Origin of the sequence: Brevibacterium permense (genome assembly GCF_025506275.1) — a bacterium.
In the GTDB taxonomy this organism is placed as follows: domain Bacteria; phylum Actinomycetota; class Actinomycetes; order Actinomycetales; family Brevibacteriaceae; genus Brevibacterium; species Brevibacterium permense_A.
Genome location: NZ_QYCP01000087.1, coordinates 96,678 through 111,540, shown reverse-complemented (window position 1 = coordinate 111,540; position 14,863 = coordinate 96,678). Strand labels below are relative to the sequence as shown.

Genomic DNA, 14,863 nt, shown 5'->3' with positions numbered 1-14,863 from the left:
AGTGACCGACGATGACTGCGAAACACAACTCCCCGACCGAACCAGAGGACGCCCGCACCGAAGACGAGCCGATCCCCCACCTCGGCGACTCCCTGACCCGCCTCGAACCGGAGCTCAACAACCCCACGAGACTCGGCATCGTCTCGAGCCTGAAGAGCCGGGACAAGGCCGAGTTCAAACTGCTGCGCGACAGCCTCGGCGTCTCCGATTCCGTGCTCTCCCGGCACATCACCGCACTCGAGAAGGCCGGAATGATCGAGGTGAAGAAGGGGTACGTGGGCAAACGCCCGCGCACCTGGGTTTCGATCAGCAAAGACGGGACCAGCCGTCTCGAGGCACACATCCAAGCACTGCGGGAACTGGCCGGAGCATAGCCCTGTAGATCGCTGTTCCCCCAGGTGAGAAGATCGGCTAGGGTGATGGAGACCGATGCAAGGAGGCATGATGACCACACCGACGAGCACCGAGATCCCGTTCCTCGAACTCCACGAAATCTCAACTCTCATCCGAACCAGGCAAGTGTCCTCCCGGGAGGTCACCGAGGTGATGCTCGAACGCATCGACGACCTCGAGCCCCGACTGCATGCCTTCGCCACGGTCATGGCCGAATCTGCCCTCGCCGAGGCCGACCGTGCCGATTCCCTCCTGGCCCGCGGGAACTGGCTCGGCGATCTGCACGGTGTCCCCGTGGCGGTGAAGGACCTTGCGTACACCCATGATGCACCGACCGGTGCGGGCACCACGATCAATGCGGACTTCCGCCCAGATTTCGATGCCACCGTCGTCGCTCGACTGCGAACCGCCGGAGCCGTCATCCTCGGCAAACTGCGTCTCACCGAGGGGGCGTTCACCGGTCACCATCCCAATCTGCCGACCCCGGTCAACCCGTGGGATGCCGACACCTGGTCGGGAGTCTCCTCATCAGGGTCAGGTGTGGCCACTGCGGCCGGACTCTGCTTCGCCTCGCTCGGCTCGGACACCGGCGGATCGATCCGCCTTCCGTCCTCAGCCAATGGCGTCACGGGACTCAAACCGACCTGGGGCCGGGTCTCCCGCCACGGCATCTTCGCACTCGCTCCCAGCCTCGATCACATCGGGCCGATGACCCGCAGCTCCCGTGATGCCGCGATCGTGCTGCGGGCCATCGCCGGCCACGATCCGGCCGATCCCACCTCGTCGCTCGAATCGGTACCGGACTACCCCAATACGCTGCGCGTCGACGAAGCCCCGGTCGTCGGTTTCGACCGCAAGCTGGCCGAAGAGCACTTCGACGCCGCGACGAATGCGATGCTCGAAGACACCATCGAGACGGTGACCGGCCTGGGCTGGCGGGTGCTCGAGGTCGAGGCTCCCGGTTTTGAGGCCGCAGCCAAGGAATGGACGGCTCTGTGCGGGATCGAGACAGCCGGTGTCCACGCAGAGACTTATCCGGCCCGGGCGGACGAATACGGCCCCGACCTGTCCGGTCTCATCGAGATCGGGCGCGGACTCTCCGCAATCGACTACCACCGGCTGCTCGAATCGAGAAGAGACTTCACCGGCCGTATGCGCACCCTTATGTCCGATATCGATCTCCTCCTGCTGCCGGGAATCGGCGTCGGCTCACCGACGATCACGCAGATGGCGAACCTGGGTTCCGACCAGAAGCTGTTCGCTGCGGTGACCGTGCCGACGGCACCGATCGACAACTGCGGAATGCCGTCGATCACTCTGCCCGCAGGGTTCACCGAACGCGGCACTCCCCTGGCAGCCCAGTTCGTCGGCGGTGACTTCACCGAACCCTTGGTGCTGGCAGCCGGTAACGCCTTCCAGCAGGTCACGGACTTCCACACCAGCCACCCGGCCGGGTTCTGAGCCCACCGACCGCAGGGGCGCCTCAGGCCCCGAGCGGTCTCTCCTCGGCGCTGTGGAATGCATTCCGGTAGGCAGTCGGGCTGATGCCCAGTTCGTTCCGGAAGCGACGTCGCAGGGTGGCTGCGCTGCCCATTCCCGCAGGTGGCGGCGATGATCTCGACGGCAGCATCGGTGCGCTCGAGCAGATCCTGCGCACGGAGGATCCGCTGGTTGTGAAGCCTCCTGAGCGGGGTCACCCCCACCGAAGAAAGCATTCGGCACGCGAGCTGTCGGCTGCTCACGGCGGCCCGACTGGCAAGATCATCGAAAGTGAGCGGCTCGTCGAGGTGCGCCTTGGCCCAATCGAGTGCGGCACCGAGACAGTCATCGAGCGCAGAATCGGCCGGGCCGGTCACCGACGCGCGCTGAGAGCGTCTGGCCGCGACATCTACCAGGTCACCGCCCCGCTCGAGGTCGAAGCCGCCGTCCGTCTCATCGACGGTCGGTTCACCGGCACGGGAGCTCTGGCGCCGGGCGAGGCCTTCGATGCCGCCGATTTCCTCAGTGCGCTGAGCGCAGATCGGCTGACGATCAGCTCACCGGACGAAGATTCAGCTGTGGCCGGTCTCGCGGGGCAGGTGCCTGCCGGCTCAGTCCGCTGACTTCCGAGCCACCATCTCCGTGATCCAGGTCGGGGCGAAGGGCGAAGTGCAGCCGGGCGAAGTCGGGTAGTCGCGGAGCACGCCGAGGCGCTCACCGATGTCGATGGCACGTTTCCGCAGGTCTGGGTTCTCGATGCCGATATACGACAGCGTCTCGTTCATCGCCCACTGCAGACGCTCGGGGGCGTCGGCCATCTCGGCCTCGATCACGTCCAGCAGACCGGACAGGTCGAGACCTTCGGGTTTCCGGTTCACCCACTCGCTCGTCAGCGCCCAGCCGGCGGAGGCGACCACGGGATCCGGATCGTCGATCCACGACCGGCGCAGCGCCTCGGCGTGGGCTGATTTCTTGACGATATAGCTGACCAGCCAGCCGTGGACCTTCGGGACACGGGAGTCACGCAGCATCTCATCGAGCTGTGCTTCGCTCCAGGCCTTCGGACGCATGATGAGGATCGCGACGAGGCGGGCCGCAGTGTCGCCGGAGTCCCACAGTTCGGCGGCGAGTTCATCGTTCTTCTTCAGGTCCTTCGCCACGGCGCGCAGCTTCGTCAGGTTGACCGCGTGGTCGTCGCCGTGGCGGACGTTGACGGCGCGGATCTTCTCGTCCTCGAGCGAGGCCAGGGTGGCGAGCACCTCGGTGCTGGTGGTCATCATGTGCTCCGGGTTCGGTTGAGCATTAGGGCAGTGCGGATGAGTTGAGGTGAGCCGATGATATCCGACGCACAGGCGGCGTGGCAGAAGTTTTGGCGGCAGACGACGTCAGTCATCGTCATCGGCATGCGGCGAAGCTTCGAGTCCGGCACGCGTCTTCTTTTCACTGCTGAACCCGACGACCACGACGAGCATGCCGACGACGACGCCGATGACGGTTTCGATGGCACGCGAGGCCAACAGCTCCGGAACCGGGTGCGGGCTGCCGATCTGGGTCATGAGCAGTGCCAACGGGGTGATGAAGAGCAGAGCCACCGAATAGTTGCGCAGCACGAAGATCTCGGCGAGGAACTGCAGCAGGATCACCCACACCACCAGCTGCCACGCCTCGGTGGGGAACGACAGCAGGAACGCTGTGACGATCACTCCCAGCAGGGTTCCGACCACCCGGTGGACGCCGCGCTTGAGACGGGCCGAACGACCGGGCGGAGTGATCGGTGCAACCGCTGCGACCATCGCCCAATAGCTGTGGGACAGAAGCGGGAGCACATCGATGAGCAGGGTGCCGAGAACTCCGGCGATGAACGGGGCGATCGTGAATCGGGCGGCGTGGGCTGCCAGATCAGCCTTGCCCACCGGCGACAGCCCGACCCGCACATAGGTCTCCTTCTCCGGAGGCATGCGTTCGCCGGCATAGTGGGCGAGCGCTCCGAGACCGATGCACACCAGCGCCGAGGCGGCCGCCACACCCATTGCCACCGGCACCGATGCGCCGTTGGGAATGGATCCGACGGCTCCCGTGGCGAAGATGAAGAAGATCGACCCGCCGGGTTTGAGCCGGAAGCGCAGGGCGATGGCCGCACCCGCACCGGACACGAGCGAGGTGATGACGACGAGCACCCAGACCGAAGCTCCGAGGCTGCTGAGCAGGGCGCCGATGCCCACGCAGACGACGAGGACGGCGGCTGCGATCGACTGGCGTCTGGTCCGCGATCGTGGGGACTCGAAGCGCGCGTAGATGCCGGTGAAGGCGCCGAAGGCGGCATAGACGGCGAGGTCGAGGCGGTCGATTCCGAGCAGCACGAGAAGCGGGATGGCGACTCCCAGGGCGATGCGGAACGCGGGGGCATGGTCGCGTTCGCCCGGTGGGATGCGGAAGAACTCCTGCAGGTGGCTCAATCGGGTTCGGCCTCTTTCGACATCGGGAACGGACCCCGGTGACGGGATCACTGATATGGGTTGGTGAGCTGAGTGCTCCCTTCGATCGTAGTCCGCCATCGATGCTGACGAATGTCTTCTGCCGACAGGAGTGATCAACCTCGCTCGCCGAGGCGGTTGAGCGAGACCGTGATCACCGCCGTCACCGGCGTCTCGGTCACGGTCGGTGCCCCTGCCCCGAGCGAACACGTGCCGCCTGCCGGTTGAGATGGTCGCGTTCGGCGACGCTGCCGGCCCGTTCGGCGGCCCGTACGTAGAGCTCGGCGGCCCGCTGTGACTCCCCGGCCCGTTCGCGCAGGTGCGCTTCGACGGCGAAGTAGCGCGGCAGGCTCTCGTCCAGGCCCCGCAGTTCGGCCAGTCCCGCCCCTGGGCCGTCGGACTCCCCGACGGCCACGGCTCGGTTGAGACGCACAATCGGGGTATCTCGCAGGGCCAGCAGTTCGTCGTACCACTGAACGATCTGCACCCAGTCGGTGTCCTCGACCGTCTGCGCATCGGCGTGGAGTGCCGCGATGGCGGCCTGTGCCTGATACTGACCGAGTTCGTCCCGACCAAGGGCTGCCTGCAGGATCTCGATGCCCTCGACGATGAGCCGTCGATCCCACAGGGTGCGATCCTGATCGGCCAGCGCGATGAGTCGTCCGTCCGGACCGAAACGGGCGTCGCGGCGGGCGTGGTGGAGGAGCATCAGGGCGAGCAGTCCGTCCACCTCGGCGGAGTCGATCATCGCCCGCAGGCTGCGGGTCAGTCGGATCGCCTCGGCGACGAGGTCGACATCGCCCGAGTGGCCTTCGTTGAACACGAGGTAGAGGGTGGTGAGCACCGAGGACAGGTCGCCGGGTCGGTTGAGCCGGGAACCTGCGATCGTGGATTTGGCGCGGCTGATGCGCTGAGCCATCGTCGACTCGGGCACCATATAGGCTGCGGCGATCTGCTTCGTCGTCAGTCCGCCCACTGCCAGCAGGGTCAGGGCCACCGCCGAGGCAGGGCTGAGGTCGGGATGGGCGCAGAGGACGTAGAGGTCGAGGGTGTCATCGACGTTCGGGACGCCGTCGTCCCCGGATTCGGCCGAGGTTTCGGGCTCGGCGAGAGTGGCGGCCATGACCCGTTCCTCGCGTTTCACCCGCGATCCTTCAGATCGCACAATGTCGAGGAACTTCCGCCACGCCACCGTCACGAGCCAGCCCCGCCGGTCGCGGGGCGGGTCGGACGGCCACGATCGCAGGGCTTCGATGAGCGCGTCTTGAACGGCATCCTCGGCGGTCGCGAAGTCTGCTCCACGACTGACGAGGATGCCGATCACGGCCGGGACGAGCTCACGCAGCTCCGCCTCGGCGAGGGGATCCGGATCGATCATCGCGGACTCCGTTCGCGTCCCTGATCATTCGTCCACGCTGGGTGCGTGGTCGAGGAAGGGGCGCAGTTCGAGCCATTCGTTGATCGGCTCTCCTCCCTTGCCCGGTGCGGCCGAGAGCTCACCAGCGAGTTCGAGAGCCCTGTCGTAGTTCTCGACGTCGATGACCATCCACCCGGCGATGAGGTCCTTCGTCTCCGGGAAGGGGCCGTCGGTGACCGGAGGCTTGCCCGGTCCGCCGGATTGGACGAAGGTGCCCTCGGGCGAGAGCGCCTGGGAGTCGACGAATTCGCCGGAGTCCTTGAGTTTGTCGGCGAAGGCGTTCATGTACGCCATATGCGCGTCGACCTCGTCGGGACTCCACTGATCCATCGGGGTGTAGTTCATGAGGTCGCTCGACATCCGATAGTGCTTGAGCATGAGGTACTTGGCCATGATGGTCTCCTTGTCTCGTGTCGCTCGCACGGGTTGTGCTCGCTGACATGTCTGGGACGCAGCCGGATGAGTGTTCTCGACATCGACGGCGAAGATTTCTCGGATCTCTTCGGCTCCGGTCATCGAACACAGTCCCAGAATAGGCCGATGTGTCCGTCCTGGAACACGCGTCACCGGATCCGAACACGAATCGGCCAAGGTCACGGCTCCGCGCTGAGAGGCTTGTCTCGTACGAAACACCGACAGCTTTCTGCACACGAGACCAGGAGCAGATCATGAAGGCACAGACACTTCTCAAGACCATCACCGTTGCCGGAGCTCTCGCCGCGACCCTGACGCTCTCGGCCTGCGATATGAACATCACCTTCGGCCCGGAAGGCCAGGGACAGGAACAGGGCCAGGAGCAGGACGGCCAGCAGGAGCAGGAGACCGAGACCACCGAGACGGCCGCCGAAGAACCGGCATCGGATTCGGGCTCCACGTCGGATTCCGCCAGTTCGGGTTCGTCCGGCACGAGCGATGACGGCACGACGGACAACGGCACCACCGGCAGCGGCGGATCCACGGATTCGTCCAGCGCCTCCTCGGCGAGTGGTTCCTCCACCTCGAGCGGATCATCGTCGTCGAGCGTCACGGCCGACAACGGCTACCAGGGCCCGCGGATCGGCGAAGACGGAGTCGAACTCGACGCCGACGGCAACGGCAAGATCCCCGCCGACGTTCTCGAGGCGGACATCAAGAACGCCTACGCCAAGCAGGGCACCACGGTCGACACCGTCGACTGCTACTCCGACCTGCGGATCTTCTCCCACAGCGGCTCGCAGAACTGCACCGTCACCGCTGCCGGCGAGAATCACTACGGCACTGTGAAGATCACCTCGGCTTCGCAGTCCGGCATCGGCTACAGCCTCGAGTTCCCGAACATCTGAGCCGACCGTGCCCGGTCGCCTCATCGGCGCGGCCGCCCCGATCCGCTCCCCTCGAGCAGCCGCGATTCGCCTGACGAATTCCGCGCATCCCCACCCGCACTCCCCTGGCCCGCTGCGGCCCGGGGAGTGCGGTCATTCGTGTCGTGGAACAAGTCGGCTTCCTGTGGTGTTGTCGCTGATGTGGGCCGCGGAACAGGTCGGGCCCCAACCGATTCGTCCGTCGGACTGATTCGCCCACCGATGAGGAGCAGAGCATGACCAGACGCGTCCAGTACACCTCCAACGGAGACATCGATCAGCTTCACCTCGCCGAGGTGGCCGTCCCCGAGGTCGGCGAAGGCCAGGTCCTCGTCACCGTCCTCTATGCCGGGCTCAATCCCCTGGATTGGAAGATGCTCCAGGGCGGTCGCTTCGGTTCCGTCGAAACTGCCTCCGGCAACGGCGTGGACTTCTCCGGCGTCGTCGCCTCGGTCGGCGAGGGGGTTACGGACTTCGCGCCCGGAGACCTCGTCTACGGCGGGCTGCCGAAGCAGGCGCAGACCGAACAACTTCTCATCACCGATCCTGCCGACAGGCTCGACAGGATCCCGCGCGGACTCGGCGTCGACACCGCCGGAGGCCTCTACGTCGCCGGGCGCACCGCCGTCGCCGGAATCCGCGCCCTGGGCCTGAGCGAAGGCGACACTCTCTTCGTCTCTGGGGCCTCCGGCGGCGTCGGCATCATCGTCGCCCAGCTCGCCCGCAACCTCGGGGCGAGGGTCATCGGCAGCGCCAGCCAGGGCAATCACGCTCTCTTGGAAAGCCTCGGGATCGACCCCGTCACCTACGGTGAGGGACTGTGGGACCGGGTCGGTGAGCTCGCCCCGGACGGGATCCAGGCCGCGTATTCGACGCAGGGAGAGGACGAGATCACGGGCATGATCGACCTCGGCATTCCAGCCGGACGCATCGTCTCGATCGGTGCGGGTCCCACGGTCGCGGAGAAGTACGGGGTGAGCATCGACGGCGAAGCCAAGGCCCGCCGTGATGACATGGTCTGGCTGGGCCAGGCCATCGCCTACGGCCATATCCACGTTCCGATCGCCCGGGTCTTCGACGCCGAAGAGGTCCACGACGCCTACCGGCATCTGCTCACCGCCCACCCGGCAGGCAAGGTGCTGCTGCGCTTCCCCGCGAAGCCGCTGACCGACGAGCAGCGAGCCCATCTGACCTGAGGCGCCGGCCCAGGTTCTGCGGCGGCTCAATTCCCACGACAGACGGATTTCACGACAGACAGTTCTCACAACCGGACACAGAAAAGGAGCACCATCATGGCTATCACCGATAAGAAGGTCGCATTCCTCCTCACCCGCGGTGTCGAGCAGATCGAACTCACCAGTCCCCGCGCCGCACTCGACGAGGCTGGGGCGACGACCGTCATCGTCTCCCCGTCCGAGGGAACGCTGCAGGCGATGGAAGGCGATTGGGAGCATGCCGAGACCTTCGACGTCGACGTTCCCGTTGCCGAGGCCTCGGTCGATGACTTCGACGCCCTCGTCCTGCCCGGCGGCACCCTCAACGCCGACGCCCTGCGTCTGAACGAGGACGCCGTCAACCTCGTCAAAGCGTTCTTCGTTGCCGACAAACCTGTCGCGGCAATCTGCCATGCCCCGTGGATCCTTGCCGAGGCGGGAGTGGCCTAGGGGCGGAAGCTGACGTCCTTCATCGCGACGAAGACCGACCTCATCAACGCCGGAGCCGAATGGACCGACACCGCGGTGGTCGTCGACGGCAACCTCATCACCTCCCGCAACCCCGGCGACCTCGACGCCTTCAACAAGGCGATCGCTGACATGCTGAGCTGACCTGCAACCATGCCTCTTTCGCCGAAGCAAGACCACCTCGGCGACGAACTCCCCGGAACGATCGTTTCGGGGAGTTCGTCTGTTCGTCACCTGGGGTCTCGACAGCCGCGCTTATGATCTACTCATGCCAGCTTCCCTGTTCGTCAAGGCGACGACTCCTGCCCTCGCGGCGCTGTTCATCGGGTTCCTTCTCATTCTCTGTTCCACACCTCCTCCGGCACATGCCGCCCATGCGACCTCGGGCGCGATCCGCACGGCGTGGAAGAAGTCCGGGTGGGAACGCGGTCTGCTCGGCTATCCGACGAGCAACGAGTACCGGTCCGGGTCCGCGAATCGGCAGAACTTTCAGAACGGCATGATCGTGTGGACTGCGAAGTCCGGAGCGAAAGTGACGCTGACGAAGGCGCCGTCGTCGTTCACGATCAAGGGGTCTGGGTTCGGCCATGGGGTCGGGATGAGCCAGTACGGAGCGCGTGGAATGGCGGCAGCCGGAAAGTCTTCGACGCAGATCCTGCAGCACTACTACACCGGGGCCAAGATCACGACGATGTCGAAGGACGCCGACGCCAGTCTCAAGGTGCAGCTGCTGACCGGGAAGAAGTCCGTGACGGTCACCCCGCGGTCCGGCCGTCTGCGGGTCAAAGTCGGGTCGAAGACCATCGAATCGGGCTCGAAGGTCACGATCGAACGGACCTCGTCGGGTTCGGTCAAGGCGACCGTCGGGTCGCAGAGCTATTCGGGATCGAAGCTCACCCTCGAATGGCAGGGCACCCGATATTGGAAGAGTTCGTCGGCGACGACGGTGTCGGTCAGCGGCGCCCAGAACGGGGCGACCGGCACCTACCGACACGGACGGCTCGAGATCGGTCAGCTGAAGCGCTCGCTCAACGTCATCAACGTGGTGAGTCTCAACAAGGAGTACCTGCCGGGCATCGCCGAGATGCCGGCGTCGTGGCAGTCCGAAGCCCTGCGCAGTCAGGCCATCGCTTCGCGCACCTACGCCTACCGCAATCTCGGTGCGGTGAAGCCGGCCTGCGGATGCAACGTCTATGACGAGGTGGCCTCGCAGCGTTTCCTCGGGTGGACTCATGAGAATGCAGGCGGTTCCGGTCCGTGGCGCAAGGCCGTGGCCGCGACACAGACCACGAGCGGGTCGACGGTGAAGTCGGCGCGCCTCATCACCTACAAGGGCGGACTCATCGATGCTGTCTACTCGTCCTCGTCCGGGTCGAAGACGCATTCGGCTGCCGAGGTGTGGGGGTCGGCCGTGCCGTACCTGGTCTCGGTCGATGACTCCCCGTCGAAGTATGCCTCTGCGCAGAACCCGAACGCCTCGTGGTCGGTGACGGCCAAGCAGGCCGACATGACACGGGCGTTCGGGCTGGCAGACGTCCGGTCTGTGACGGTGGCGAAGACCGGCTCCGGTCTGGTGAAGACGGTGAAAGCCACCTCGGTGAAGGGGAAGACCGCGAGCCTCACCGGCGATCAGCTGCGGACCAAGCTGAAGCTCAAGTCCGCGTCATTCAGCGTGGCCTGAGGGAAACTCGCGTCCAGGATCACACTCCGGCAGGGGTGAGCGGTCCCCTGTTGATGAGTTCGGCTTCCTTCTCGCGCACGATCGGGATGACGGTCTTGCCGAACGCTTCGAGTTCCTCCTGGAAGTGGAGGAAGCCGGTGAGGATGAGGTCGACGCCGATCTTCTTGTACTCGATGATGCGGTCGGCGACCTGTTCGGGAGTGCCGATGAGCTGGGTGCGGAAGCCGTCGTTGTACTGGACGAGGTCTTCGAAGCTCGAATCCGCCCACATGCCCTTCTTATCATGAGTCGAGGCTCCGGCCTGTTGGACGGACTTGCGGAATCCTTCGACGGCGCCTTCATCGGCTTTGGCGATGATCTCACGCAGCTGTTCGCGGGCTTCGGCTTCGGTGTCGCGGACGATGGCGAATCCGTTGAGCCCGAAGCGGACTTTCCGATTGTGCGTTCGGGCCACCTCGGTGACGTCGTCGTACTGTTCGAGGAAGCCGTCGAAGTCCTTGCCATTGGAGAAGTACCAGTCGGCGTGCTTGCCGCCGTTGATGCGGGCGGCAGAGGAGTTTCCGCCTTGGAAGATCTCCGGATGGGGGCGGCCTTCGACCGGGTAGGGGCCGGGGCGGAGGGTGAAGTCGTCGACGGTGTAGAAATTGCCCCGGTACTCGACATTCTCCTCGGTGAAGAGCTTGCGGACGACGTCCATGAACTCGGCGGAGCGCCGGTACCGTTCGCCGTGTTCGAGCCATGGCAGGCCGAGGCGGGTGTATTCGTCCTTGAACCAGCCGGAGACGACGTTGATGGCGGCCCGGCCCTTCGTGAACTGGTCGGCGGTGAGGATGAACTTCGCGAGCACGGCCGGTTCCCAGATGCCCGGGTGGATGGCGGCGATGACCTTGAGTTTCTCAGTGGCAAGGGCGAGCGCGAGTGACGTGGAGGTCGATTCGTGCTGCTGGGCCGCGCCGTAGCTGGAGAGGTAGCGGACCTGGCTGAGAGCGTATTCGTAGCCGACTGCCTCGGCGGTCTGTGCGAGCTTGACGTTGTAGTCGTAGCCCCAGTCGGTGCGCTGTTCGATGTTCGACACGACCAGGCCGCCGGAGACGTTGGGCACCCAGTAGGCGAACTTCAGGTCTTCGGGTTCGCCGGTATAGATCGGGTTGGCGTGGAGGTTCGTCATTGTGTGTCCCTTCCCATCGAAACTGGCATGAGCACCGTGTCCGCGGGTCGCATACTGCTCGAGCTGCGCGCGCCGGACCAGTTGCTGCGACGTCACCGGGCCAGTTCCCTTCGGTCGCTCGTGATGTGTGCAGGTGTGCAATATCTTGTGTATTGGCGTGCCGTGCCAGACTACTGAGACGCAGACCACACACGGCGGGCAGACTTCGCGGGCTGACGCATGCCGTCACAATGACGCCTTCCGCCACGAACTGTCATGTGATTTGCCTTCCGGCAATTGCCGTCCGCTGCACTCAGCTCCGCATCCCTCACCCTTGGCGGCACACCACCTCGTTGCACCGGTGCGTTGAGCCAGGACCGACGAGGGATGCGAAAGCACCGGTAGGAGATGACACGGCCGGTGGAGGATGCAGCGACCGACCGGCCCGGGACCCGCAGCCGGTGAATCGACGAAGTCCCGGCCCGCAGCAACTGCAAGACCGGGACTTCCGTGGCGGAGGATAGGGGATTCGAACCCCTGAGGGCGTTAACCCAACCCGCGTTCCAGGCGAGCGCCATAGGCCACTAGGCGAATCCTCCGCGAATCAGCTTATCCGAGTCATGACGACAATGCGAAATCGCGGTGGCCGAGTGTGAAGCATCCCACTTCCCGCAGGTGAACAGTCGGCATCGACCCCCGACCGCGATCACGCGACCTCATCGCCCGACGGCAAACGGTTCAATCGGCGACGGCGCGGAGATGCCGTTCTGCCGACGTCTGCGCCCCGTCCTCCCATCTGCGCTCGATGCTCCCGTCGTTGATCCAGCCGTGCAGCGTCTCCAAGCGGGACCGCGTCACCGTGTCCACCGGCTGATAGACCGACAGCGTCAGCCTCTGGTTCTCCTGCGCGATGAGCGTCGTCATCGTCAGCTTGAGCGTGCCCACATACGGGTTCTCAATGGTCTTGACCCGCCCGACAGATCGACCGACCGACCCCGAATCCCACAGGCGGCAGAATTCCGGATTCCTGCGCAGCCGCGACAGCAGCGGCGACCACTCCGGATCGTCGATCGACTCCGCGTAGGAGGCACGCAGCTTCGCCACGACCTGCGCCCGATGACCGTCGTCGGAGTGGAAGGTCCGCGCCCATTCCGGACTCTCGAAGGACTGGATCGCACAGTTCCGGTCGGCTGGAGCGAGAGCTTCGAGGTCGGAGGCGAGATACCGTTCGACGGAGTTGAAGGCGAGGATCGTATACCGCGGATCAGTGACCATCGCCGGCAGCGGCAGCAGTTCGTCGAGCAAGGTGCGCATCTGCTCTCCCACCGCCGAGTCCCCCGGGTTCGCGACTCGATCCGGGTATCCGCCCAGCAGGAAGAGATGGGCACGCTCCTCACGGTCGAGCAGGAGCGCCTCGGCGATGGATTCGAGCACCGACTCCGAGGGGTGGACCTCGCGCCCCTGCTCAAGCCAGGTGTACCAACTGGTGCCGATGTTCGCGAGCACAGCGACCTCTTCACGCCGCAGTCCCGGCACCCTCCGCCGGGTGCCGGCCGCAAGACCGACCTCGCAGGGCCGCACCCGGTTTCGTCGCGAACGCAGGAATCGTCCGAGCTCCTCGGTTCTCACTTGTGCCATGCCCCCCATTGTCCGCCCGACGCTCACGCCCTTCCACCCCGTCACCCCTCTCAGCCTGGTGGTGCGACCAACACCATCAGCACGCCCTCCCACTTCCCCGCGGGCCACCGCAGACTGGATCCATGAGAGATTCCCACACACAGACATCATCGACCTCCGCCGAGGCGGCTCCCGGTCACGTGCCCAACGTCGCCCCCGTCCTCTGGCCGCTCCACCTCGGTGCGTTCCTCGCGACGTTCATGTTCTCCGTCTCGAACGTCGCAATCCCCGCGGTGAAGGCCGACATCGGTGCGAGCGATGCGACCTCGGCCCTCATCGTCGGTCTGTTCTCCGCCGCCTTCGCCTCCGGCCTCATCCTCTGCGGTCGCATTGGGGACCGCTTCGGGCGTCGCCGCCTGTTCATGATCGGCACGGGCGCGCTCGTCATCACCTCAATCACCGTCGGACTGGCACCCGATCCGCTCTTCCTGCTCGTTGCTCGCGCAACCCAGGGCTCGGCAGCGGCGGTGATGATGCCGCAGATCCTCGCGAGCTTCCAGCATTCGCTGTCCGGGGCCGCACGGTTGAAGGCGATCAGCCTCTTCGGCGCATTCTCCGGAGTCGGCACCGTCGGTGGTCAGGTCCTCGGCGGCGGACTCGTCTCCCTCTTCGGCGAGACCTGGGGATGGCGGGCGGCGTTCCTCAGCTGCGCGGTCGCCGCCGCAGCCGCCTATCTCGGTTCCCTGCGTCTGACCGAATCACACAGCACCGACCCGGCACCCCTCGACGCCCCCGGCGCGATCCTCCTCGGCGTGGGCATGATGAGCCTCGTCATCGGACTGGCGCTTGGACCGGTCACCGGATGGCTGCCCGTACCGACGATCCTGCTGACGGTCAGCGCCTCGGGTTTCGCGACTTTCGTCGTGTGGCAGTCCCGGGCCGACGCGACAGGCAGGTTCCCACTCATCCCGCCCTCCGTCGTCGCGGTCCCAGCCGCGTGGGTGGGAATGCTCATGGCCTTCGTCTTCTTCGCGGGGTTCGGCACTTTCCTCTTCAATTTCTCCCTGGTCTCCCAGACCGGGCATGCCGATCCGGCATATATCTCAGGTCTCACCCTCGCCGTTTTCTGCATCGCGTTCCTCGTCTCCTCCCTGTACGTCCATCGTCTGGTCGGATACTTCACCGGCCCAGGCACCATGCTGCTGGGCACCGGCCTGCAGATCGCAGGACTTCTCGGCATCGCATGGGTCTCTTCGAGCGCGGGAACAGGGTGGCACCTGTGGTTCCAGGCTCCTGCGCTCATCCTCGGCGCGGGGCAGTCCATGCAGTTCGGCCCCTTGGTGGGCACAATCGTCGGCGCCGTCCCCGACCGAGTCGCCGGGCTGAGCGGCGGTCTCATCGCAACGATGCAGCAAGCGGGGATCGCCGTGGGTGTCGCGCTCCTCGGTGCGCTCTTCCACTCGTTCACAGCTGTCTTCGGGTTCGACGTCGCGTTCGGCATCGCCTGCCTGGTGCAGATTCTGCTGAGCTTCGTCTTCGCCGCCGGAGCTTGGTATCTGCTCCGAGTCAGCCGTCGAGCGACCCGCACCTCGGGGCAGTCGACATAGGCTTGCCGTGAGCAGTGCGCGAAGCG

14 protein-coding genes, 1 tRNA gene and 1 pseudogene are annotated in these 14,863 nt (G+C 65.5%); 8 read left to right on the top strand and 8 right to left on the bottom strand.

Annotated features, from left to right (window positions below):
* Positions 1-11: 11 nt before the first annotated feature.
* Both D3I60_RS10030 and D3I60_RS10025 read left to right on the top strand, forming a co-directional pair.
* A complete protein-coding gene (locus D3I60_RS10030) occupies positions 12-374 on the top strand; it encodes a winged helix-turn-helix domain-containing protein (RefSeq protein WP_262776049.1) in 363 nt (120 codons plus the stop codon).
* A gap of 70 nt (positions 375-444) precedes the next feature.
* Positions 445-1,854, top strand: coding sequence for an amidase (locus D3I60_RS10025; protein WP_262776047.1), 1,410 nt, complete (start codon positions 445-447; stop codon positions 1,852-1,854).
* Positions 1,855-1,876: 22 nt separating this feature from the next.
* Here D3I60_RS10025 and D3I60_RS19360 read toward each other — a convergent pair whose 3' ends face one another.
* Complete coding sequence (locus tag D3I60_RS19360) at positions 1,877-1,987, bottom strand: hypothetical protein (protein ID WP_369415288.1); 111 nt, start codon at positions 1,985-1,987, stop codon at positions 1,877-1,879.
* Here D3I60_RS19360 and D3I60_RS19510 point away from each other — a divergent pair.
* Positions 1,938-2,495 (top strand): hypothetical protein, encoded by a 558-nt coding sequence (locus D3I60_RS19510; protein WP_262776045.1) that lies wholly within the window; start codon positions 1,938-1,940, stop codon positions 2,493-2,495. The genes D3I60_RS19360 and D3I60_RS19510 overlap by 50 nt on opposite strands.
* On the opposite strand, the gene D3I60_RS10015 is transcribed toward D3I60_RS19510, so the two are convergent.
* The 4 genes from D3I60_RS10015 to D3I60_RS10000 form a co-directional block, all read right to left on the bottom strand.
* Positions 2,484-3,149 carry a DNA alkylation repair protein gene (locus D3I60_RS10015; protein WP_440588571.1) on the bottom strand — a complete coding sequence of 222 codons (666 nt, stop codon included), beginning with the start codon at positions 3,147-3,149 and terminating at the stop codon, positions 2,484-2,486. The two genes, D3I60_RS19510 and D3I60_RS10015, sit on opposite strands and share 12 nt — an antisense overlap.
* A gap of 108 nt (positions 3,150-3,257) precedes the next feature.
* Positions 3,258-4,328 carry an FUSC family protein gene (locus D3I60_RS10010; protein WP_262776041.1) on the bottom strand — a complete coding sequence of 357 codons (1,071 nt, stop codon included), beginning with the start codon at positions 4,326-4,328 and terminating at the stop codon, positions 3,258-3,260.
* Between the two features lie 196 nt (positions 4,329-4,524).
* Positions 4,525-5,724 carry an RNA polymerase sigma factor gene (locus tag D3I60_RS10005; protein ID WP_262776039.1) on the bottom strand — a complete coding sequence of 400 codons (1,200 nt, stop codon included), beginning with the start codon at positions 5,722-5,724 and terminating at the stop codon, positions 4,525-4,527.
* A gap of 24 nt (positions 5,725-5,748) precedes the next feature.
* On the bottom strand, positions 5,749-6,156 hold the full coding sequence (locus tag D3I60_RS10000; RefSeq protein ID WP_262776037.1) for a YciI family protein: 408 nt from the start codon (positions 6,154-6,156) through the stop codon (positions 5,749-5,751).
* Positions 6,157-6,431: 275 nt separating this feature from the next.
* Between D3I60_RS10000 and D3I60_RS09995 the strand changes: the two genes are divergently transcribed.
* The 4 genes and pseudogenes from D3I60_RS09995 to D3I60_RS09980 all read left to right on the top strand — a co-directional run bounded on the left by D3I60_RS09995 (position 6,432) and on the right by D3I60_RS09980 (position 10,466).
* Positions 6,432-7,085, top strand: coding sequence for a hypothetical protein (locus D3I60_RS09995; protein WP_262776035.1), 654 nt, complete (start codon positions 6,432-6,434; stop codon positions 7,083-7,085).
* Positions 7,086-7,339: 254 nt separating this feature from the next.
* Positions 7,340-8,299, top strand: coding sequence for an NADP-dependent oxidoreductase (locus D3I60_RS09990; protein ID WP_262776033.1), 960 nt, complete (start codon positions 7,340-7,342; stop codon positions 8,297-8,299).
* Between the two features lie 96 nt (positions 8,300-8,395).
* Positions 8,396-8,929, top strand: a pseudogene (locus tag D3I60_RS09985) (type 1 glutamine amidotransferase domain-containing protein).
* A gap of 124 nt (positions 8,930-9,053) precedes the next feature.
* Positions 9,054-10,466: a SpoIID/LytB domain-containing protein gene (locus D3I60_RS09980; protein WP_262776031.1), complete on the top strand. Its 1,413-nt coding sequence runs from the start codon at positions 9,054-9,056 to the stop codon at positions 10,464-10,466.
* A gap of 19 nt (positions 10,467-10,485) precedes the next feature.
* Here D3I60_RS09980 and sfnG read toward each other — a convergent pair whose 3' ends face one another.
* From sfnG to D3I60_RS09965, 3 genes are all read right to left on the bottom strand, one after another.
* Positions 10,486-11,634: a dimethylsulfone monooxygenase SfnG gene (gene sfnG / locus D3I60_RS09975; RefSeq protein ID WP_262776029.1), complete on the bottom strand. Its 1,149-nt coding sequence runs from the start codon at positions 11,632-11,634 to the stop codon at positions 10,486-10,488.
* Positions 11,635-12,124: 490 nt separating this feature from the next.
* A tRNA-Ser gene (locus D3I60_RS09970) sits at positions 12,125-12,212 on the bottom strand.
* Positions 12,213-12,351: 139 nt separating this feature from the next.
* Complete coding sequence (locus D3I60_RS09965; RefSeq protein WP_262776027.1) at positions 12,352-13,251, bottom strand: helix-turn-helix transcriptional regulator; 900 nt, start codon at positions 13,249-13,251, stop codon at positions 12,352-12,354.
* A gap of 122 nt (positions 13,252-13,373) precedes the next feature.
* On the opposite strand from D3I60_RS09965, the gene D3I60_RS09960 reads away from it, so the two are divergent.
* Positions 13,374-14,837, top strand: a complete 1,464-nt coding sequence (locus tag D3I60_RS09960; protein WP_262776025.1) for an MFS transporter — start codon at positions 13,374-13,376, stop codon at positions 14,835-14,837.
* The last annotated feature ends 26 nt before the right edge of the window (positions 14,838-14,863 follow it).